Annotated in this window: 17 protein-coding genes; 13 read left to right on the top strand and 4 right to left on the bottom strand. The window is 49.6% G+C overall.

What is annotated here, in order from left to right:
- The first annotated feature begins 4 nt into the window (after nucleotides 1-4).
- The 5 genes from CWI84_RS01160 to CWI84_RS01140 all read left to right on the top strand — a co-directional run bounded on the left by CWI84_RS01160 (nucleotide 5) and on the right by CWI84_RS01140 (nucleotide 3,119).
- The gene (locus CWI84_RS01160; protein ID WP_126840741.1) at nucleotides 5-1,249 is read left to right on the top strand and encodes an SAM-dependent methyltransferase; all 1,245 of its coding nucleotides are present in this window, start codon (nucleotides 5-7) and stop codon (nucleotides 1,247-1,249) included.
- Nucleotides 1,234-1,737 carry a DUF2878 domain-containing protein gene (locus tag CWI84_RS01155; protein WP_126840740.1) on the top strand — a complete coding sequence of 168 codons (504 nt, stop codon included), beginning with the start codon at nucleotides 1,234-1,236 and terminating at the stop codon, nucleotides 1,735-1,737. The genes CWI84_RS01160 and CWI84_RS01155 overlap by 16 nt, the downstream gene beginning before the upstream one ends.
- A complete protein-coding gene (locus CWI84_RS01150; protein WP_126840739.1) occupies nucleotides 1,734-2,252 on the top strand; it encodes a chalcone isomerase family protein in 519 nt (172 codons plus the stop codon). Before CWI84_RS01155 ends, CWI84_RS01150 begins: the two co-directional genes overlap by 4 nt.
- 1 nt (nucleotide 2,253) lies before the next feature.
- The gene (locus tag CWI84_RS01145; protein ID WP_126840738.1) at nucleotides 2,254-2,790 is read left to right on the top strand and encodes a DUF3833 domain-containing protein; all 537 of its coding nucleotides are present in this window, start codon (nucleotides 2,254-2,256) and stop codon (nucleotides 2,788-2,790) included.
- Nucleotides 2,791-2,867: 77 nt separating this feature from the next.
- Complete coding sequence (locus CWI84_RS01140) at nucleotides 2,868-3,119, top strand: DUF3912 family protein (protein ID WP_126840737.1); 252 nt, start codon at nucleotides 2,868-2,870, stop codon at nucleotides 3,117-3,119.
- 61 nt (nucleotides 3,120-3,180) lie between these two features.
- On the opposite strand, the gene CWI84_RS01135 is transcribed toward CWI84_RS01140, so the two are convergent.
- Nucleotides 3,181-3,588 (bottom strand): hypothetical protein, encoded by a 408-nt coding sequence (locus CWI84_RS01135; protein WP_126840736.1) that lies wholly within the window; start codon nucleotides 3,586-3,588, stop codon nucleotides 3,181-3,183.
- Nucleotides 3,589-3,722: 134 nt separating this feature from the next.
- Here CWI84_RS01135 and CWI84_RS01130 point away from each other — a divergent pair, with 134 nt between their 5' ends.
- Genes CWI84_RS01130 through CWI84_RS01115 form a run of 4 tightly spaced genes read left to right on the top strand, consistent with a single transcriptional unit; the run spans nucleotide 3,723 to nucleotide 6,987 of the window.
- Complete coding sequence (locus CWI84_RS01130) at nucleotides 3,723-4,478, top strand: Nif3-like dinuclear metal center hexameric protein (RefSeq protein ID WP_126840735.1); 756 nt, start codon at nucleotides 3,723-3,725, stop codon at nucleotides 4,476-4,478.
- 6 nt (nucleotides 4,479-4,484) lie between these two features.
- Nucleotides 4,485-5,252 carry a methyltransferase domain-containing protein gene (locus CWI84_RS01125; protein ID WP_126840734.1) on the top strand — a complete coding sequence of 256 codons (768 nt, stop codon included), beginning with the start codon at nucleotides 4,485-4,487 and terminating at the stop codon, nucleotides 5,250-5,252.
- A complete protein-coding gene (locus tag CWI84_RS01120; protein ID WP_126840733.1) occupies nucleotides 5,249-6,121 on the top strand; it encodes a diacylglycerol/lipid kinase family protein in 873 nt (290 codons plus the stop codon). Before CWI84_RS01125 ends, CWI84_RS01120 begins: the two co-directional genes overlap by 4 nt.
- A complete protein-coding gene (locus CWI84_RS01115; protein WP_126840732.1) occupies nucleotides 6,118-6,987 on the top strand; it encodes an NAD(P)-dependent oxidoreductase in 870 nt (289 codons plus the stop codon). Before CWI84_RS01120 ends, CWI84_RS01115 begins: the two co-directional genes overlap by 4 nt.
- Before the next feature lie 75 nt (nucleotides 6,988-7,062).
- On the opposite strand, the gene CWI84_RS01110 is transcribed toward CWI84_RS01115, so the two are convergent.
- Nucleotides 7,063-8,412, bottom strand: coding sequence for a DUF1329 domain-containing protein (locus CWI84_RS01110; RefSeq protein ID WP_126840731.1), 1,350 nt, complete (start codon nucleotides 8,410-8,412; stop codon nucleotides 7,063-7,065).
- A gap of 250 nt (nucleotides 8,413-8,662) precedes the next feature.
- Here CWI84_RS01110 and CWI84_RS01105 point away from each other — a divergent pair, with 250 nt between their 5' ends.
- Together CWI84_RS01105 and CWI84_RS01100 are read left to right on the top strand one after the other, a co-directional pair.
- On the top strand, nucleotides 8,663-9,808 hold the full coding sequence (locus CWI84_RS01105; RefSeq protein ID WP_126840730.1) for a YCF48-related protein: 1,146 nt from the start codon (nucleotides 8,663-8,665) through the stop codon (nucleotides 9,806-9,808).
- Between the two features lie 9 nt (nucleotides 9,809-9,817).
- Complete coding sequence (locus tag CWI84_RS01100; RefSeq protein ID WP_126840729.1) at nucleotides 9,818-12,148, top strand: efflux RND transporter permease subunit; 2,331 nt, start codon at nucleotides 9,818-9,820, stop codon at nucleotides 12,146-12,148.
- Nucleotides 12,149-12,152: 4 nt separating this feature from the next.
- On the opposite strand, the gene CWI84_RS01095 is transcribed toward CWI84_RS01100, so the two are convergent.
- Together CWI84_RS01095 and sbcB are read right to left on the bottom strand one after the other, a co-directional pair.
- A complete protein-coding gene (locus CWI84_RS01095; protein ID WP_126840728.1) occupies nucleotides 12,153-13,772 on the bottom strand; it encodes a GMC family oxidoreductase in 1,620 nt (539 codons plus the stop codon).
- Nucleotides 13,773-13,814: 42 nt separating this feature from the next.
- A complete protein-coding gene (gene sbcB / locus CWI84_RS01090) occupies nucleotides 13,815-15,251 on the bottom strand; it encodes an exodeoxyribonuclease I (RefSeq protein ID WP_126840727.1) in 1,437 nt (478 codons plus the stop codon).
- Nucleotides 15,252-15,433: 182 nt separating this feature from the next.
- Between sbcB and CWI84_RS01085 the strand changes: the two genes are divergently transcribed.
- Together CWI84_RS01085 and hrpA are read left to right on the top strand one after the other, a co-directional pair.
- Nucleotides 15,434-15,850 (top strand): CBS domain-containing protein, encoded by a 417-nt coding sequence (locus CWI84_RS01085; protein WP_126840726.1) that lies wholly within the window; start codon nucleotides 15,434-15,436, stop codon nucleotides 15,848-15,850.
- A 51-nt stretch (nucleotides 15,851-15,901) separates the two neighbouring features.
- Entirely contained in the window at nucleotides 15,902-19,807 is a 3,906-nt protein-coding gene (gene hrpA, locus CWI84_RS01080; protein ID WP_198674471.1) for an ATP-dependent RNA helicase HrpA, read from the top strand.
- Nucleotides 19,808-19,854 lie beyond the last annotated feature (47 nt).

Here is a 19,854-nt window from a genome sequence, read left to right as displayed (position 1 = left end):
GTAGATGTCGAATGGTGAAAATGTGATGACCCAGCAGTTGCGCTATAAGGGCCTAAATAAGACGTTTCGTGAGTTAGCGCTAAAACTATTAGCACACTTGCAAGACGGTCATTTGGTTTTACGCGAAAATGATCAGTTGATTGCCGAGTTCGGTCGCAAAGGCAGTGATATCCACGCCGAAGTGAATGTCCGCCGCTCGGACTTCTACCGCCGTTTAGTGATGGGCGGTAGTATTGCCGCGGGTGAACTTTATGTTGAGCATGCTTGGGAGACGCCCGACTTAACCTCGGTTATCCGCTTATTCGCTCGCAACTTACCTGCGTTGGATAAATTAGAACAACGCTTTGCGTGGTTAACCTTGCCATTCCAAAAGTTCGCCCACTGGAAAAATCGCAACAACAAGCAACAAGCAAAAGCCAACATCGCCGCGCATTACGACTTGGGTAATGAACTCTACACGCGGTTTTTAGACCAACGCATGCAATATTCCAGTGCAGTGTACCCTGCCGCTGACAGCAGCTTGGATGAGGCGCAAGAATACAAAATCCGCCGCCTGTGCGAAGACTTGCGATTAACCGCCGATGACCATTTATTGGAAATCGGTACCGGCTGGGGTGGGTTAGCGATTTATGCGGCTCAACATTATGGCTGTAAGGTCACCACCACCACAATTTCGGAAGAGCAATATCGCTATGCCCAAGAGCAGGTGGAAAAACACGGATTGCAACAGCAAATCACGTTATTGAAACAAGACTATCGTGATTTGACCGGGCAATACGATAAATTGGTGTCGGTAGAAATGATTGAGGCCGTTGGTAAATCTTTTCTACCAACCTTTTTCGCTAAATGCAGTGAGTTGTTGAAAGACAACGGACGCATGGCGCTGCAGGCTATCACTATTGCTGATCAACGGATGGCAAGCTATGCCAACTCTGTGGATTTTATCCAAAAGCATATTTTCCCTGGCGGCTTTTTGCCCTCAATTACGATGATGAGTGAATTGTTGCGCACCCACACCGATTTAGTGGTGCGGCAAATCCACGATCACGGGTTGGATTACGCGCGTACGCTCAGCGATTGGTCTAAACGCTTTAATCAGCGGCTTGAGGAATTGCGGCCATTGGGTTACGACGAACGTTTTGCGCGGTTGTGGAATTACTATTTCCACTATTGCGAGGGGGGCTTCCGTGAACGCACCATTTCGGTGGTACAGCTAATGGCAACCAAACCACGATGTCTCAGCGTGTAATCGATAAAGTCAGCAGCTTTATCGGCTTTAACCTTATTTGGTATTTAGCCGTGGTTGGTGGCGACCAAGGCATTGCATTAACAGCGACATTAACGCTGTTGTTTGTTGTTATCGGCAGTTACTTTTGGCGCCCGCCATTCGCTGCGGTGCTGAGCTGTCTGTTCCTCGGCTTGCTGATGGAATCGTTGATGCAAGTGCTTGGTTTAGTCAGCTTTAACGGCATTTGGTGGTTCCCTGCTTGGTTGCTGTGTTTGTGGCTAGGCTTCGCGGTGATGGCGCCAGTGGCATTAACTTGGTTGGTTGGCATGCCGAAGTTAGCGTGTTGTTTGGGGGCATTGGCTGGCGCGAGCACTTATTACGCCGGGCTAAAACTCGGCGCGGCGACGACGCCGTCCGTGCTAGCCATGGTGTGTGGTTATGCCATCGCTTGGGGTATATACCTGTGGTTATTCAGTCACCTAATGCAACGCATGGGGAGGACGACATGAAGGCAAGAATAGCGCTGCTTGCGCTGGCTCTACTGGCGAGCCCTGCATGGGCGTTGAGCCAATGTAAAAGTGAAGTGCCCAGCGACTTCAAAAGCGTCGGTAAAACGCGCCTAAGTGTGCTGTTTTGGGATGTCTATGACGCCACACTGTACAGCAAGTCCGGAGATTTTAATTGGCCATTGGGGCAACAACAGGTGGCACTCCAATTAGACTACCTGCGAGATATTGACGCTGCCGATTTGGTCGATAAAACCGCCGAAGAATGGCAACGAATGGGTTTTTCTGACCAGCGGCAGTCACAATGGTTACAGACCCTCAGAGATATTTGGCCTGACATCAAAGAAAATGACTGTTTATTGCTACTACAAACCGAAACCGGCGCTAGCCAGTTTTATCAGGGAACAACGCTTTTAGGCACCATTGATAGCGAAACCTTTACCGAGCAATTTTTAGCCATTTGGCTGTCGCCGCAAACCGATTATCCAGATGAACGGAAAGAGCTAATAGGAGAGTAATATGCGATTTGCATTGATCAAACCGTTGTTTGCCGCACTGTCGGCGCTGATGCTACTCAGCGCCTGTTCAGCGAGTATTGATGACTACCAAGGGGAGCAACCGAAGCTACAACTTGAGCAGTTCTTTTCCGGTAAATTGGTAGCGCATGGCATTGTCCAAGATTACTCAGGCAAAGTTATTCAGCGTTTCACTGCGCAGCTTGAAGGTAGTTGGGAAGGCAATAAAGGAACGTTGGAAGAACACTTCGTTTACGCCGATGGTCGTACTCAAGAACGGGTCTGGAAACTGACTAAAACCGGCCCAGATACTTATGAGGGGCGGGCAGGTGACGTAAACGGGGTAGCGGTTGGCACCACCAAAGGCAACGCATTGAATTGGGAGTATCAGTTGCAGGTTGAGGTGGACGGCGAACCCATGACGATCACCTTGGACGACTGGATGTATCTGGTTGATGAAAATAATCTAATCAATCGGTCGCAAATGTATAAATATGGCTTGCCCGTCGGTGAAATTACGCTGTATATTGGGCGCCTGTAAGCGTCCTTAGCTAAAGAATAATGCGGCTTGGGCGATAACCTAAGTATCAACACTTTTCGGAACCACGCATCGCATTTATGACCGGTCCAACATTCAGTTACAACAACCCACGAATTCAAGGGCAGACGGTTTTTATTAAACGTGGCCAGCATCAGGGTAAGTTGGGAATTGTTAGTAAAATTATCGACAACGAAGAATACGTTGTGTCGCAAGGCGACTTCGGTAAAGACGAAGTATCGTTTAAACGCGAAGAGTTTTTGGTCTATCGATTCCGTAAAATCAAGGTACCGATTGACCGGGTAACCGGCAGAACGCCAGAAGTGTTATAAGCGATAAAACACCAATAAAAAAGCGACCCGAAGGTCGCTTTTTTGTTTTAACCTTGCTCGATTAGAACTTTCCGCGAGGCAAGCGGCAAGCCGATGCGTCACTTTCAAGTTTTTGTTTCCAAAGTTCTTTCGCAGTAAGACCACCTGATGACTTTTTCACTGTGGCTGTTTTAGCGGCAGGCTTTTTCGCTGTTGATTTTTTCGCAGCAGTTTTCTTAGCGGGTGCCTTTTTGCTTGCAGCCGTTTCTTTTTTCGTTGTGGTTTTCTTGGCCGCTGGCTTCTCAGCTTTAGCGTTACCGCCTGAAGACAAAGATTTTGCTTCCTCAGCTAGTGCAGTTAAACGTACGTTTTTACCGCCGTCGACGCTATACCAGCCGTTACTACTCTCAATTTTAGGCGCCTTGCCGTGAGCCTTTTTATAAGCTTCAGTGTATTCAGCAAGTACTTTCTCTTTATCCAGTTTGCTCATTCAAGTCGTCCTATTTATGTCATCGTAATCAATTTAATGGTCAAACTTTATCCTACGTACTTTTTATACCGTTTTTTCGGATTATTGTCTAATTTCGGGTAAAATCGACGCATTCGAAGTAAAAAGGGGGCGTTATGCAACGTCAACAACTCACTAAGACTCTGAATGCGCTACTGCAGCCAACCAAGGTTAAAGATTACTGCCCAAACGGCCTGCAAGTAGAGGGGCGGGCTGAGGTGCAACGTATTGTGACCGGCGTTACCGCTTCACAGGCGTTAATTGACAAAGCGATTGAGCAAAACGCAGATGCTCTGTTGGTTCATCATGGGTACTTCTGGAAAGGCGAAGCGGACGCTATCGTTGGTATGAAAAAGCGCCGTATCGCGGCGTTGTTGGCCCATGATATTAACCTTTATGCCTATCATTTACCGTTGGATATCCATCCGCAATTGGGTAACAACGCGCAACTCGCAAAACTGATGCAGTGGCAGGTAACCGGTAGTTTGGCAACAGAAGGGCCACTGGCTTGTGTTATGACAGGCGAATTAGCGCAAGCAGTCGATAGCGAAACCCTACAACAGTCGTTGCAACAACGATTAGGGAGGTCGCTAACGGCAATGCAAGCGGCTCCGGGTAAGATCAAAACGTTGGCTTGGTGTACCGGTGGTGGGCAAGGCTTCATTGATGCTGCTGCCGATTACGGCGTTGATGCCTTTATTACCGGCGAGGTCTCAGAGCAGACCATACACAGTGCGCGCGAGCATGGGTTGGGCTTTTTCGCGGCAGGCCACCACGCGACCGAGCGCTACGGCGTAAAAGCTCTGGGCGGGTACCTTGCTGAGCAACATCAGCTTGATGTTAGCTTTATCGATATCGATAACCCAGCGTAGTGCAAGATGGCTAATAAAGGGAATTTTAACGGCATCAGCGAGAAATTCGCAAAATCAATTTACGCTTCGAGTAAGGGTAAATTGCGGATGGCGGTATTAGCGCGGGATTTGCAGCCACTCGTTCAAGCTCCGACGCTGGACGTATTAGATATTGGCGCCGGCTTGGGGCAGGTGAACAGTTGGTTTTTAGCCGCGGGGCATCGCTTAGTGCATAGCGATATAGCCGCGGAAATGGTGGCGGATGCCAAAGCTTATCATCAACAACAAGGACTGACTGACAACGTCAGATATTTAGCCTGTCCGCTGCAGCAGTTACCACAGCATTTAGGTCAGCAACAGTTTGATCTTGTGCTCTGTCATGCGGTGCTAGAGTGGTTAGATGACCCACGACAGGGCCTGCTGGACGCGTTATCTTGGGTAAAGCCGGGTGGGCAGTTATCGCTGATGTTTTACAACCGGGATGCCAAGCTGCTCGCCAACGCAATATACGGTAACTTTGATTACATTGAACGCGGCTTAAAGGTAAAAAAGACCGTGCGGATGAGTCCTAAGCATCCCATTGCGTTAGCCGATATGACGTCTTGGCTGGACCAGCAGAAGCTTGAGGTTATCAGCAAAACCGGGGTGCGCTGCTTTCATGATTACTTGCGCGACCCGGCTGACCAACAGCGCTACCATGAGTTACTGGCGATTGAGATGCGCTATAACCAAACCCAACCGTTTCAGCCGTTGGGTCGCTATCAACATTGGCTGATTAGGAAAACGGCAGAGTGACCACCCTTCAGGTTGCAGGCCCTGCATTGCAGGCTAAACGATTGGCTCACGCCGACCAGCAAAAGCTGCAAGCCAACGGCGACGTTAGGGCGTTTTTTACCTCAGCCAATGGCTTAGAGGATAAAGCGGCGTTACGCTCGTTGCTCAACGATTGCGAGGCGGTTTGGGTGTACGGTGGCGACGGTACCTTACACGCCGTCATTAACGCGCTTGGTAATAATCGCCCGGTGATCACGTTGGTTGCTTGTGGTTCAGGCAATGATACGGCAGCGGGTTTAGGGTTAGCCGATAATGATTGGCGGTGGCTGCCGCAATCTACGGTGGTGCTTTCTGCTATCGCTGAAATCGACGGTATTCGGTTTATCAATTCGGCGGGTATCGGCTTAAGCCCACAGGTGAATAATAACATTCCGCGCGTTGTTAAACGGTTGCTACAAAAGCTCGGCATTGCGCACCTCAGTTACGCCATTGGCCTGCTGGTGTGGTTATTCAATCAGCGCAGTGTGCAATTTAATGGCAAGGCCATGCTTGCCGTGACCTGGCATATTGGACCGCGCTTTGGCGGTGGCTTTTACCTCGCTGAAGATACTGATCGCCAGCGTCAATCGGTAACACAGGTTGCAGTAGAAAAGATCTCGCGCTGGCAGCAGTGCCGTTTAATTTGTGCCGTGCTACGTCGGCGTTACCCGCGCCAATGGCTGACAGAACAGGTGCAGGAGCAAGAACAGCCGTTGCTAAGTGATGCCACCATGGTAGAAATGGATGGTGAAACCTATCATCTATCGCCAAAGCATTTACGTATTTTACCACAACCCGCACGTTTTCGTGTTCCCATTCATTCGCAAAATAACGACAGGACAGAACAATGAAATGTGGCTTTATCGGTCTTGGTGTCATGGGCTACCCCATGGCTGGACACTTACAGAATAATGGCCATCAGGTGACGGTCTACAACCGCACCCAAGAAAAGGCCAAAACCTGGCAGCAAACCTACTCAGGAGCGTTCACTGAAACACCGCGACAAGCCGCTGAGAATGCAGATTACGTGATGGTCTGTGTGGGTAACGATGACGATGTGCGTTCAGTGTTTTACGGTGAAGATGGCATTCTAGCCGGATTACAGCCTGGTACAGTAGTGATCGACCATACCACCGCGTCGGCCGAGTTAGCGCGTGAGCTGGCTGAGGCAGTGGCAAAACAGCAAGGACATTTCCTTGACGCACCCGTCTCAGGTGGCCAAGCGGGCGCCGAAAATGGCGTATTAACCACAATGATCGGTGGCGAACAGAGCATCGCGGAACAAGCCGATGAGCTGCTCCAGTGCTACGCTAAAACCCGCCAATGGATGGGCGAAGCTGGAACCGGGCAGTTAGCTAAAATGGTGAATCAGATCTGTATTGCTGGCGTTGTACAAGGACTCGCGGAAGGTTTGTCATTCGCTCGCAAAGTTGGGTTAAACCCTGACTCGCTGATTGCTGCCATCAGCCAAGGGGCTGCCGGTTCGTGGCAAATGGTTAACCGTTACCAAACCATGTGGCAGGGTGAGTATGAACACGGTTTTGCCGTAGACTGGATGCGCAAGGATTTAAAAATTGCGCTTACTGAAGCCGATGCCAAAGGCGTTAGCTTGCCGTTAACCGCGCTGGTTGACCAATTTTACGCGGAAGTGCAGAAAATGGGCGGAAGCCGTTGGGATACTTCAAGTCTGTTAGCGCGTTTAGAACGCGACGATTAATCCCGCGGTAAAAGAACGACAATAAAAAAGGCCAACACTTGTTGGCCTTTTTTCTGTCAATGGATTGCTAATGGCTTAGCGGATACCCATGCGACGAAGGGCGTTGGTGGTGAAGTCATCACGCTCTGGTTCAATATCCCAGTCTATGTATTCACTTTCTTCATTAGCAAGACCGAGCACTAAGTAGCGGCCAGAGTTAAGGTCATAAAGTGCCTCAGCAGCCATCCACGGAACGTCTTGGTTGTAGAATTGTACGTTGTAGGCTTCTGCTACACGCCACAAATCACCACGACCGTCGTAATGGTCGATTACAGACGCTGTCCAAGTATCTTCGTCTACGTACAGGGTACGTTTAGAGTAAATATGGCGTTCGCCGTCTTTCAGGGTTCCTTCAACCACCCAAACACGGTGTTTTTCGTAACGAACATATTCTGGATTCATGTGCCCAGCATTAATGATTTGATCATAGCTGAGTTTCGGATCCATCATTTTGTAGTTGTTGTATGGGATATACATCTCTTTTTTACCCACCAACTTCCAGTTGTACTTGTCTGGCGCACCGTTGAACATGTCAAGGTTATCCGATGTACGAAGACCATCAGATGCGGTACCTGGACCGTCATAGGCAACGTTCGGCGCGCGACGCACACGACGTTGACCGGCATTATAAATCCACGCACGACGCGCTTCTTTAACTTGGTTGATGGTTTCGTGAACCAACAATACTGTCCCGGTTAATCGAGCGGGGGCTAAAACTTCTTGCATGAAGTAGAACAATACATTGTCGTCTGCAGCTTGGCGGCCACTCCGCAAATATTCCGGGAATACCAAGGTTTCGCGCAATTCCACAGGAACGTAATCGCCATTCGCTAGCACAGGAAACTGGTTCACGTGACGCGTCACTTTACCGCCGCGATAACGGGTAATGTGGTTCCATATAATTTCCAAACCATTTTGCGGAATTGGGAACGGTATGGTGGTATCAAAGTTTTCTAAACCATTACCACCTGCAACTAACTCGGTGTTTTTTGCGTTTTTCTGAATTACCGGCATTAGTTTGTCTGGGTAAGTGGCAGAACGGTGCGTTGGATACACGTTCATTTTATAGTCGGGATATTTTTTGAACATCGCGACTTGTCCCGGGCTAAGCTGGTCTTTGTACTGAGCAACGTTTTGCGCAGTAATGGTAAACAGAATTTTATCGCTTGCAAATGGATTCGTGCCGCGAACTTCTTCGACGCTATGATCACTGTAACCACCAGTCCATGCTGGTATCGAGCCGTCGGCGTTGCCAGCCTTCTCTGCACCAATGAAGGTTAAGTCTTGTCCTAAGCGGGCGGCTTCTTCTGGACTGACCTTAGCAATAACACTGGCTGAAACCACTGAAAGCGCGAAAAAACTGGCTTTAAGGATCAGTTTATTCATTGTAGTTATCCTTGTTAATTCTACTTGTTGTTCAACTTTGCCAGAGGACTGACCTGTAAGGCAATAGGCTAAGCATGTATCGACTGCAGTTTTTTTGCAACCGTTGCGTAAAACAATTTCGATGTTTCTTGAGAATGTTTGAAAAATCGGCAAACTGATCGGAAATTTACGGGAAATTACCGAAAAAAGGTTTTCAAATTCTGGTCACCTTATACAATCAGACGGTATTTTCATTTACGCAGGAGGTTCCATGCGTTTGCGTTCCGCGCATTGGGGGTTAGTTGTCGTGCTGTTTAGCGGCGCTGTGACGGCAGCTCAATCGAACAACGAACAACAAGCAGAGCAAGGGTTTGACGTTATCTATGCCGATTCTTTGCCATCGAATATTGCCGATCAGGCCGTTCTTATTGATTTTGCAGACGCTGGTTCGCGCACTGTTACGGTGGGTGCTCATGGCGATGTTCTATTTCGTAGCAATGAGCAAGATCAGTGGCAGAAAGCGCAAGTCGCAACCAGTGTGTTGTTAACCTCGGTTGATTTTGCCAACCCCAAACAAGGTTGGGCGGTAGGCCACCATGGTGTCATTATCCATACCAGTGATGGCGGCCAGAGCTGGCAACGACAGTTCACCGGGTTTGATCTGATCAGCCTAGAAGCGCAGTTTTATCAAAATAAAGTCAAGCAATTACAGCAGCAACTTGCCGCGAACCCCGATGATAGCGATTTGAGTTACGCACTTGACGATGCGCAGTTCCAATTGCAGAACGTTGAGATTGCTCAGCAAGAGGGACCTTCTAAGCCTCTGCTAAGTGTATACGCGGTGGATGCTAATACTTTGCTTGCTAGCGGAGCCTACGGCACTTTGTTAAAAAGTGATGACGGCGGTAAGCAGTGGCGCTTAGCGTCGGATGCTATTGATAACCCAAACGGTTTTCACTTAAACGCGCTGTGTGGTTCTGGCAATAAGTTGTTTATTGCCGGCGAGGCTGGACTAGTGTTCCGCAGTAACGATGCGGGGGCAACGTGGCAAACCTTAACCTCACCCTATAATGGGTCGTTTTTTGGTTGCCATGTCGATGCGCAAGATAACCTTTGGATTTATGGTTTACGCGGTCATGCGTTTCGCTCAAGCGACTGGGGGGATAGCTTTAGCGCAGTGACAACCAATACCTCGGTCAATTTATCTGGCGGTTACAGTACAGCCGATGGCACAACCTATCTTGTCGGTCACTCGGGAACCATCGTTAAATGGCGCGCCGACGACGTTAAGGTATACACCCATCCATCAGGTGCTGTGCTCACTAACATTCACCCCAACCCCAATGGTGGTTGGTGGCTAGTCGGTCGGCAAGGTGTTTTGTCGTGGTCAGAATCACAACAAGCGGCACAGAAGTAGGGAGCCAGGATGGAAGATTTAACAACACAAAAGAAGCCAGGTGCCATTGAGAAGCTACTGTTTAGCTTCCGCAAAACGTGGTTTATTATTTTCGCCATTCTGACCGTGTTTCTAGGTTATCAGGCTGCACAAGTTCGTCCCGATGCGAGCTTAAGCAAAATGATTCCGGCCAAGCATCCATTTATTCAAAACTATTTTGATTACCGTTCTGATCTTGCCACCTTAGGTAACGTCGTTCGGGTGGTGGTTGAGAATAAAAACGGTACGATTTTCGAAAAGTCTTATCAACAGACGTTGCAGAAAATTACCGACGAGGTGTTCTATATTCCGGGTGTTAATCGCAGCGGTCTCAGAAGCCTTTGGACACCGAATGTTCGCTGGATGGAAGTCACCGAGGAAGGCTTCGTTGGCGGTCCGGTAATTCCTGACGACTACGATGGCAGTGAACATGCGTTAGAAGAATTGCGCACCAACGTATTGCGTTCGGGCGAAGTCGGTAACTTGGTTGCCAACAACTTCAAGTCGGCAGTGATCTATATTCCGTTAGACGAAATTAATCCAGACACCGGAGAACAACTGGATTACAGCGCTTTTTCTGACAAGTTAGAAAGCACCATTCGCGACAAATATGCCAGCAAAGATATCGCCATTCACATTACCGGGTTCGCCAAATTAATCGGGGATCTGATTGAAGGTGCCAAGCAAGTGGGCTTGTTCTTTTTGCTAGCTATTGTCATAACCTTGGTGATGCTCTATTGGTATAGCCGTTGTTGGCGCAGCACCCTGACGGTGCTGAGTTGTTCCATCATCGCCGTGATTTGGCAATTGGGCATCATTAAATTGATTGGCAGCGGAATTAACCCGTACTCAATGTTGGTGCCGTTCTTGGTATTCGCCATTGGGGTGTCGCATGGTGTGCAAATTATCAATGCCGTCGGTGCCAATCGAATTCATGGCAATGATAAATTGCAAGCCAGCCGGTTGGCATTTAGAGGCTTGTATATTGCCGGCTTAACGGCGTTAGCCTCGGATGCGATTGGCTTTACTACGCTGATGGTCATAGACATTGAGGTTATAAAAGAACTGGCGATTGCGGCGAGTATTGGTGTTGCGGTTGTCGTGTTAACCAACCTTGGTCTGCTTCCGGTATTAATGTCTTACGTTGGGGTGTCAGAGCACGGCGTGAAATATCTACAAAAATCAGAGCAACAATCGCACCCATTGCTGACTTTTTTCTCACGCTTCGCCAAACCCAAATGGGCATATAGCGCAATAGCCGTATCGCTAGTGTTGCTGTCGTGGGGGCTGTATTACAGCCAACAATTGGCCATTGGTGATTTAGATTCAGGGGCGCCAGAATTACGTCAAGATTCGCGCTACAACAAAGATAATGCCTTCTTAGTAGACAACTACAGTTCCAGTACCGACATTTTTGTGGTGATGGCAAAAACCGAACCGCAAAAATGTATAGCGTACCAAAATCTGGAAATGATGGATCGGTTCAGTTGGGTCATGGAAAACACGAAGGGTGTTCAAGACGTTAAATCCATCGTTTATGTGTCTAAAATGGGCATGTTTGGGTTAAACGAGGGCAACCTAAAGTGGTTTAGCCTAAATCGCAATCAGTATGTGATCAACGCGTCGGTGGGCAAAGCGCCAGATGGCTTGATAAACCCTGAGTGTTCGATGGCACCGATCATTATATATCTAGACGACCATAAAGCCGAAACCCTGAAGACGGTTGTTGCTGCAGTGGAAGAGTTTAAGCAACAATACCAGCCTCAAGGTGTTGAGTTCCTAATGGCGGCGGGTAATGCCGGTATTGAGGCGGCAACCAACTCGGTTATTGAATCGGCGCAAACCAAGATGTTGCTATGGGTGTATGGCGTAGTGATTGTGTTGTGTTTCATCACCTTCCGGCGTTTCCGTACTGTTGCTTGTATCATCCTACCGTTGGCGTTTACCACGGTAATGTCACAAGGGCTAATGGCAGTAATGGGTATAGGTATCAAAGTTGCGACATTACCGGTAATTGCACTCGGTGTCGGTATCGGTGTCGACTACGGTATCTATATTTACAGCCGCGTGAAAGAGGCGCTCGAGCGTGGCTTACCGCTTTATGAAACTTACCAATATGCGTTGGCCAATACCGGTAAAGCCGTTGGATTTACCGGTTTAACCTTGGCTATTGGCGTTGCTACCTGGATTTTCTCGCCGATTAAATTCCAGGCTGATATGGGAATATTGCTCACCTTCATGTTCTTGTGGAATATGCTGGGCGCGTTGATTCTCATTCCAGCTTTGGCGCGACTTTTCAGAATAGGTCGTAACAGCGCATAAGCGGCTAATGGGCGTCGGCAGTGATGATGTCGGCGCCTTTTTCTGCAATGGCGATGGTTGGGGCGTTGGTATTGCCCGATATGATCGTCGGCATGATCGACGCATCGACCACATACAGTTTTTCGGTACCTTTCACGCGCAAGCTTGGGTCAACCACCGCGCTGTCATCAACGCCCATTTTGCATGTTCCTACGGGGTGATAAATGAGCCCGGCACGGGCGCGTAACCCCTCGAACAGTTGCGCATCAGTTAGTGCATCAATATCCCACAATGCGCCGCCATTATGTTTAGCTAAAGCCGGTTGGCTAATAATGCTATGCGCTTGGCGTACGCCTTGCGCCAGTCGCTGCCGATCCTGTGCCGTTTGTAAAAATTGATAGTCAATCCGCGGCTTAGCGCTCGCACGGTTGCTATCAATGTGGCTGCAGCCGCGGCTTTGTGGGCGTAACAAACAGACATGGCAGGTAAAGCCATGCTGAAGGGTGGGCCACCAATCATAGCCACTGTCATTAAACATGACTGGCAGTAAGTGCAGTTGAATATCTGGCGTTTCGACGCTGTCACTGCTGCGCAAAAATGCCCCCGTTTCTGCTAGCGAATGGGCAAGTTGACCGCTCCGCCGAGTAAGGTATTGTAGAAGGGCAGGCGTGAGCTTCAATAAACCCCAAGGGGTAAGAGTGAGGCCGTCCTTTGCTGCGTTGCGATAGTGCAGACAAATATCGACGTGCTCTTGTAAGTTTTCGCCAACATTTGGGTTATCGACTAAACATTCAATGCCAAGCCGATGTAACCTTTTACTTGAACCAATACCAGAGCGTTCGAGAATAGCCGGTGACTGAAAGGTACCGGCTGACAATATCACCGCTTTTTCTGCGGCGGCAATAAACCGCTGACCGGCGCGCTGAAAGCATACACCGGTTGCACGCTTGCCTGAGAACACCACCCGTTCGACCAAGCATTCCTTGAGAATGCTGAGATTCTCACGCTTGCGGATGGGCTTCACATAGGCTTTATAAGCGCTACACCGTTGACCGTTATTGATGGTGAATTGGAACGCGCCGGAACCGGCTAATTGCGCGCCATTAAAGTCCGGGTTAGGGGCTATGCCAGCTTCTGCGCAGGCCGCTAAAAACTGCTGAGAAACGGGGTAAAATGGTTGTTGACGGGATACTTTCAGCGGACCATCGTTGCCATGATAGGCATCGTGAATATGTTGGTTGCCTTCACTGCGAATAAAGTACGGCAACAACTGCTGGTAGCCCCATTGTTCACAGCCTTGTTGCGCCCATTGGTCGTAATCACTGGGTGCACCGCGGGTGTAAATCATGGCGTTCATGGCACTGCTGCCGCCGAGCATTTTGCCGCGCGGGGTGTAATGACCCTTGCTGACAGTGCTGTCAGTTGTTGGAAGGCTGCGGAATAACCAATTGTGTTTGGCTGAATGCATGAAGCGGGCAAATCCCGCGGGCATCGATGAGAACAAGCCGCCATCGCTGCCACCTGCCTCCAGTAACAGCACGCGCTTGCTGCAGTCAGCCGAAAGCCGGTTAGCTAGAACGCTGCCGGCAGAGCCGGCACCGACAATCACATAGTCATAGTGGTAACGTTGATATTGGTTGCTCAATGTGGCGCTTAACAGCAAAAGGTGATGCTTTTTTGTACCACATCAAAGCTGTGCCGCATAGTCATACAGCGATTTTAGTAAGGCCATTTTTTGGCCGTCGTTTTGATGCCGTTCCGCAAGGTTTTCTAACGCTAAAACAAAGTCTTGGGCAGACAGCGCGCCGCGCGGCGGGTGTTCTAAACGGTCTCGACAAAAGCCTTGCCAGCGTGCCAACTCGGTATCGTTGAGTGTCGCTGGGAAGTTCCGCGCCCGGTAGCGGAACAATAACTGCGGCAGGCGCGAATCATCGCTATTGAGTTGCAAGGCCGCCAATTGCTCTGGCGCGGCTTGGCGAATGATCTGCATATTCTGCTTGTCTTGTTCAGAGAAGAAACCACTGTACAACTGTTGATCAACATCGCTTGGCTGCTCCATATCGCGCGGTAACTCGAAGCACGCAATCAGTAACTCTTTAAACTGAGGGTTATTAAATAGCCACTGTGCCCGGCGTTGACATTCGGCAACATCGATATTCGCCGCTTGCGCTGACTCGGCACCTAGGGTTTTTTGCGGCGCTAAGAACGGACACCGTCCAGTATGCACCGTCGTTAGTCCTGTGCCCGGATTTTCGGGCGACCGCCGCTGAAACGTTTGTTCGGCTAATTGCTCGGCGGTGAGGTGTTGAAATTGCTGCGGATCATGCCGTAAATCCCAAGCGATGACTTGGGCTTTTTGTTGCGGATGGTACGCCACCGGCTGCAACAGCGACAAAAAACGTTTGTCCGCGCCATAAAAGCCACTAACGTGGACTAAGGGTTCAGGCCTGTGCCAAACGAATAAATCGTTGACTGCCGCTTTTTTGCGGATACCAAAAGCGAAGTTCCACAATTTAGGTTGTTTTGTGGCAATCAATTTCGCTATTCCGATGGTGGCGTAAACGTCTGACATAGCATCGTGGGCTTGGCCGTGGTCGATTCCATTTGCTTGTGTCAGATGCTCCAGTTTCATACTCACTCGCCCATCATCATGCTGAGGCCAGACAATGCCGTCAGGACGCAAGGCATAACAAGCACGCACCACATTAATCAGATCCCAACGCGAATTATTGTGCTGCCAGGTATGCTGATAAGGGTCGTAGAAATTGCGGTAAAATAACGCCCGGGTGACCTCATCATCAAAGGCAATATTGTTATACCCGATCACCGTTGTGTTTGGCTGCGAGAACTCGGCCTCAATCAATTGTGCAAAATGCGCCTCGTGCGTCCCTTGTTGAAGCGCTAATTGCGGCGTAATGCCAGTAATTAAACAGGCCTCTGGGTGCGGTAAAAAGTCGGGTGTCGGTTGGGCATAGACATTTAGTGGGCGACCGATTGGATTAAAGCTCGCGTCGGTACGAATACCCGCAAACTGTGCAGGGCGGTCGACTAATGGGTTCACTCCCCACGTTTCGTAATCGTGCCAGTAAAAGCTAGGCTGTGCGTCATGTGGTGCTGTCGGCATGAGTCTCTTTGTTATTCTGGGTTTTCCGCATCATAGCAAACATCCCCTCAGAGCGGCACAGCCATGTGCCGAGTTTTTCACCGCTTGAGCCAGCTAACCGACGTTTTTATTTGGCTAATTTTGGCTACACTTATGGCAACAGGGCCTGGGTGCCGAAGATTTCGAGCAATGGAGCGAAGGCGATGAAATCCGTTAAAGTCAGCGATTATATGAACCGTCATCCTGTGGTATTTACTTCGCAGTTAGCCGTGGAGGCGGCTGTAGAACGTCTGCTCCAGAGTCGCCAACGTGGCGGCCCGGTGATTGATGCTGAACGCAATGTCATCGGCTTTTTATCTGAACAAGACTGTATTGCGGCACTCCTCAAAGGGGTCTACCACCAAGAACAAACTGCGACCGTTGCAGATTGCATGTTTCACCCAGTATTAACCGTGAATGAAGATGACGCGATCGTCGACTTGGCAGAACGCATGACGCTAGAAAAGCCGAAAATTTACCCGGTGTTGAATCACAGCCAACAATTGGTCGGCATAATTACCCGTACCGATGTTTTGCGCGCGTTGGATATTCACCTACATGACGGTTATCCCAAGCACTAAACTCAGGTAGAATAATGGCAACCTTTTTAGTAGTGCGGTGATGACGTGGTTGTGCGAAAAGTAGAGCGAAAAGTAGAGCGAAAAACTGAGCCAGAAACCTCACTTTCTTTAGACCAATGTAGCCGGGCAGATGCCGCGGTTTTGCGCGCGCGCATGCGTGGTAGTAAAAAAATTACCGACAAGGCGCGGCGTGATGTGGTCATTGCGCAAATCGTCGAAGACGCGGAACAAGCTCAGTTACGCTGGCAACTGCGGCAACAACAGCATTTTCACCTCGAGTATCCGCCACAATTGCCAGTATCGGAGCAGCGCCAAGCGTTACTGAAAACCTTGCGCGAACATCAAGTGGTGGTGATTGCCGGTGAAACCGGTTCGGGTAAAACCACGCAAATTCCAAAAATGCTGCTCGAGCTAGGTTACGGCCGCAATGGCATGGTGGGGCATACCCAACCGCGGCGCTTGGCGGCAAGGAGTGTCTGCAAACGCCTGCAAGATGAGCTGAAAGACCACTATGCAGAGCAAGTCGGCTATAAAGTGCGGTTTACCGATGAAACAGGCGAACTCACAGCCATTAAATTAATGACCGACGGTATTTTGTTGGCTGAGTTGCAACGTGACCCGTTGCTGTTGCAGTACGACGCGCTAGTGATCGATGAGGCGCACGAACGCAGCCTGAATATCGACTTTTTGCTCGGCGTCATTCACCAGATCCTGCCCAAGCGGCCCGATTTAAAAGTCGTCATCACCTCAGCAACCATTGAGACAGAGCGTTTCTCAAAACATTTTAATGATGCTCCAGTAGTGGAGGTGAGCGGGCGCACCTACCCCGTTGAGGTACGATATCGACCACTCGACAATAGCACTGGCGCGAAACGCGAATTAACTGACGCGGTCAATGAGGCCGTTCTTGAACTGCAGAGCGAAGGTCCGGGAGATATCTTGCTGTTCGCGAGTGGTGAACGCGAGATTCGTGATTTTGCCGACGCTATTGGCGACTTAACGCTACCCAATACGGAAATTTTGCCGCTTTATTCACGCTTATCGACCCATGAGCAAAACCGTATTTTTCAGTCTAGCTCGGCACGCCGAATTGTTATTGCCACCAACGTTGCGGAAACCTCATTAACAGTGCCAGGCATACGCTATGTCATTGATCCGGGCACCGCGCGTATTAGCCGCTACAGTTACCGCACCAAAGTGCAACGCCTGCCGATTGAGCCAGTGTCGCAAGCCAGCGCTAATCAGCGTAAAGGTCGGTGTGGTCGCACGGCGCCGGGCATCGCGATTCGTTTATACAGTGAAGAGGATTTCGAGCAGCGTCCAGAATATACCGACCCAGAAATTCTGCGCACCAATTTGGCTGCGGTTATTTTGCAGATGACGGCGTTGCGGCTAGGTGATATTCGTCGTTTTCCGTTCGTGCAAAAGCCGGATGAGCGGTATATCCGTGATGGCTTGAATTTATTAGAAGAACTCAATGCAATAGAGACGGGGCGCAAACATAAAACCGTTAAACTTACCCAGTTAGGGCGTCAACTTGCAAGCTTACCACTAGACCCTCGTCTTGGACGGATGGTGTTGGCGGCAAAAGATTACGGCTGCATGCGAGAGATCATGGTGATCACCGCCGCGCTGAGTATTCAGGATCCGCGCGAACGGCCTCAGGATATGAAGCAAAAAGCCGATGAGCAGCATCAGCGGTTTGCCGATAAAGACTCGGATTTCATCTCGTTTCTGAAACTCTGGGACTATGTAAAAGCACGTCAGAAGGCGCTCTCGGGGAATCAGTTTCGCAAGCAACTAGGTCGCGAATTTTTGCACGTAATGCGCTTGCGCGAGTGGCAGGACATTTATACCCAAACCCGGCAAACAGTGCGTGAGTTAGGGTTTGCAATAAACCAAGAGCCGGCATCCTATGAAGCCATTCATCGGGCGTTAATTAGCGGGTTGTTATCGCAACTCGGGCAAAAGCATGATCGCCACGAGTATATTGGTGCGCGCCAGACCCATTTCCACATATTTCCCGGCTCACAACTGTTTGGTAAGCCACCGAAGTGGGTATTGACCGCCGAATTAGTGGAAACTTCTAAGCTGTTCGCTCGCGTTAATGCGGCAATAGAACCAGAGTGGGTTGAACGTGAAGCATTACATTTGGTCAATCGGCGTTATCACAATCCCCGTTTTGAGAAGAAGCAGGGCAGTGTGGTCGCCGACGAACAGATCAGTTTATTTGGCTTGGTCATCGTACCCAAGCGTCGGGTTCAGTATGGTCCGATTGCGGCGGCCGAGGCGCGGGAAATCTTCATTCGGGAAGCGTTGGTACACGCGCAGCTTCAACGCAAGTTACCTTTTATTACCCATAATTTAGCGCTAATTGAGGAAATTCAGACGCTCGAAGACAAATCCCGGCGGCGCGATATCTTGATCGATGAGCAAGAGCTGTTTAACGCGTACGATTCGCATATTCCCGACGGTATCTACAACGAAAAATTACTCGCCGGCTGGTGGCATAAGGCGGTCAAAAGTCACCCGCAGTGTCTGTATTTCACGCGCGATGATTTAATCGGTGGTGACACCTCCCATGTTACCGAAAAAGATTATCCGGACCATTGGCAACATGGCAGTATCCGTTTGCCATTACATTACCACTTTGAGCCTACTGCAGAAGACGACGGAGTGACGGTAGAAATTCCGCTGGCGCTCCTAAACCAAGTGGATGCGACAGAATTTGAATGGCACATTCCGGCTTTGCGGGAAGAGAAGTTGGTAGGGCTGATAAAGTCTTTGCCAAAGCAATGGCGCAAGAATTTTGTTCCAGCACCAAACTTTGCCAAAGCATTAATGGACGACTTACGCCCGTACGATGGCGAATTACTTAGCGCAATGAGCGCGAAGTTGCGGCGAATGACCGGGGTTACGATCGACGAAGATGCCTGGGATATACAGAGTTTAGCGCCGCATCTGCGGATGAACTTTCGCATTGTTGATAACCAAAAAGTGGTCGCCCAAGGTCGAGATTTAAGCGAACTACAACAACGACTATCCGGCAAAGTAAAACAACGCTTAGAAAAATCTAGCCAACAGTCAGATTGGCATAAGCAGGCTATTGAACGTTGGGACTTTGGGCAGTTGCCGGAAGAGACGCGAGAGCGTCATCAAGGTTACGAAATACGCGCTTATCCAGCGCTAACCGTGGCTAAGCAAGCGTTGAAAATTGCCATTTTTGATCACCCACTAAAAGCGCAACAGGCACATCGCGAGGGTGTCAGGGCGTTGTTATTAAAAGAAATACCGTCGCCACGTAAACACTTGCAAAAGGCTTTGTCGAACAAAACCAAGTTAGCAATGTACTTTAACCCATGGGGCAAGGTCGATGCTCTGATAGAAGATTGTATTGCCGCTGCCGTTGACCTGTTGGTTGATTATCAACAAGTACGCGATGGCGAACGCTACGAAGCGGCGAAAGAGCATGTTCGAGCGGAATTGAACGATCAGGTAGAAGCGATCGCCAGTTCGGTTGAACAATGCTTGGTGATCGCACAACAGGTTAAAAAGCGTCTAAAAGGCAATGTGTCGCTGCAACAGGTGCAATCGCATGCTGATATGAAAGCACAACTGGATGGTTTGATTTTCCCTGGATTCGTGGTCGCCCATGGTGCTGAGCGACTCGCTGACATTGTGCGTTACTTAAAAGCATTACAACGTCGGCAAGAGAAGTTGCGGGTAGATGCCAACAAAGATCGGTTGCATACTCTTACCTTGAACGAGTTACAGCAGCGTTATCAGGCCCTTTGTGAGAAACAGCCGAAGCATCTGCCATTGTCCGATGAGGTACGCGAAATTCGTTGGATGATCGAGGAGTTGAGGGTGTCGTTCTTTGCTCAAACGCTCGGAACGCGTTATCCCATCTCCGAAAAACGGGTCAAACAAGCGCTTGCTGAAGTCAGTGAATCCTGAGGCCATTAAAAAGCCCCGCTAGTGCGTGACTAGCAGGGCTTCGTCTT

The sequence above is a fragment of the Idiomarina tyrosinivorans genome (genome assembly GCF_003987475.1).
In the GTDB taxonomy this organism is placed as follows: Bacteria; Pseudomonadota; Gammaproteobacteria; order Enterobacterales; family Alteromonadaceae; genus Idiomarina; species Idiomarina tyrosinivorans.
This window is presented reverse-complemented; position numbering and strand designations above follow the sequence as displayed.

Excerpts from the sequence above, each read along its gene's own strand:
- CWI84_RS01160 (WP_126840741.1), top strand. The coding sequence starts at position 5 with ATGTCGAATGGTGAAAATGTGATGACCCAGCAGTTGCGCTATAAGGGC.
- CWI84_RS01155 (WP_126840740.1), top strand. The coding sequence starts at position 1,234 with ATGTCTCAGCGTGTAATCGATAAAGTCAGCAGCTTTATCGGCTTTAAC.
- CWI84_RS01150 (WP_126840739.1), top strand. The coding sequence starts at position 1,734 with ATGAAGGCAAGAATAGCGCTGCTTGCGCTGGCTCTACTGGCGAGCCCT.
- CWI84_RS01145 (WP_126840738.1), top strand. The coding sequence starts at position 2,254 with ATGCGATTTGCATTGATCAAACCGTTGTTTGCCGCACTGTCGGCGCTG.
- CWI84_RS01140 (WP_126840737.1), top strand. The coding sequence starts at position 2,868 with ATGACCGGTCCAACATTCAGTTACAACAACCCACGAATTCAAGGGCAG.
- CWI84_RS01135 (WP_126840736.1), bottom strand. The coding sequence starts at position 3,588 with ATGAGCAAACTGGATAAAGAGAAAGTACTTGCTGAATACACTGAAGCT.
- CWI84_RS01130 (WP_126840735.1), top strand. The coding sequence starts at position 3,723 with ATGCAACGTCAACAACTCACTAAGACTCTGAATGCGCTACTGCAGCCA.
- CWI84_RS01125 (WP_126840734.1), top strand. The coding sequence starts at position 4,485 with ATGGCTAATAAAGGGAATTTTAACGGCATCAGCGAGAAATTCGCAAAA.
- CWI84_RS01115 (WP_126840732.1), top strand. The coding sequence starts at position 6,118 with ATGAAATGTGGCTTTATCGGTCTTGGTGTCATGGGCTACCCCATGGCT.
- CWI84_RS01110 (WP_126840731.1), bottom strand. The coding sequence starts at position 8,412 with ATGAATAAACTGATCCTTAAAGCCAGTTTTTTCGCGCTTTCAGTGGTT.
- CWI84_RS01105 (WP_126840730.1), top strand. The coding sequence starts at position 8,663 with ATGCGTTTGCGTTCCGCGCATTGGGGGTTAGTTGTCGTGCTGTTTAGC.
- CWI84_RS01100 (WP_126840729.1), top strand. The coding sequence starts at position 9,818 with ATGGAAGATTTAACAACACAAAAGAAGCCAGGTGCCATTGAGAAGCTA.
- sbcB (WP_126840727.1), bottom strand. The coding sequence starts at position 15,251 with ATGCCGACAGCACCACATGACGCACAGCCTAGCTTTTACTGGCACGAT.
- CWI84_RS01085 (WP_126840726.1), top strand. The coding sequence starts at position 15,434 with ATGAAATCCGTTAAAGTCAGCGATTATATGAACCGTCATCCTGTGGTA.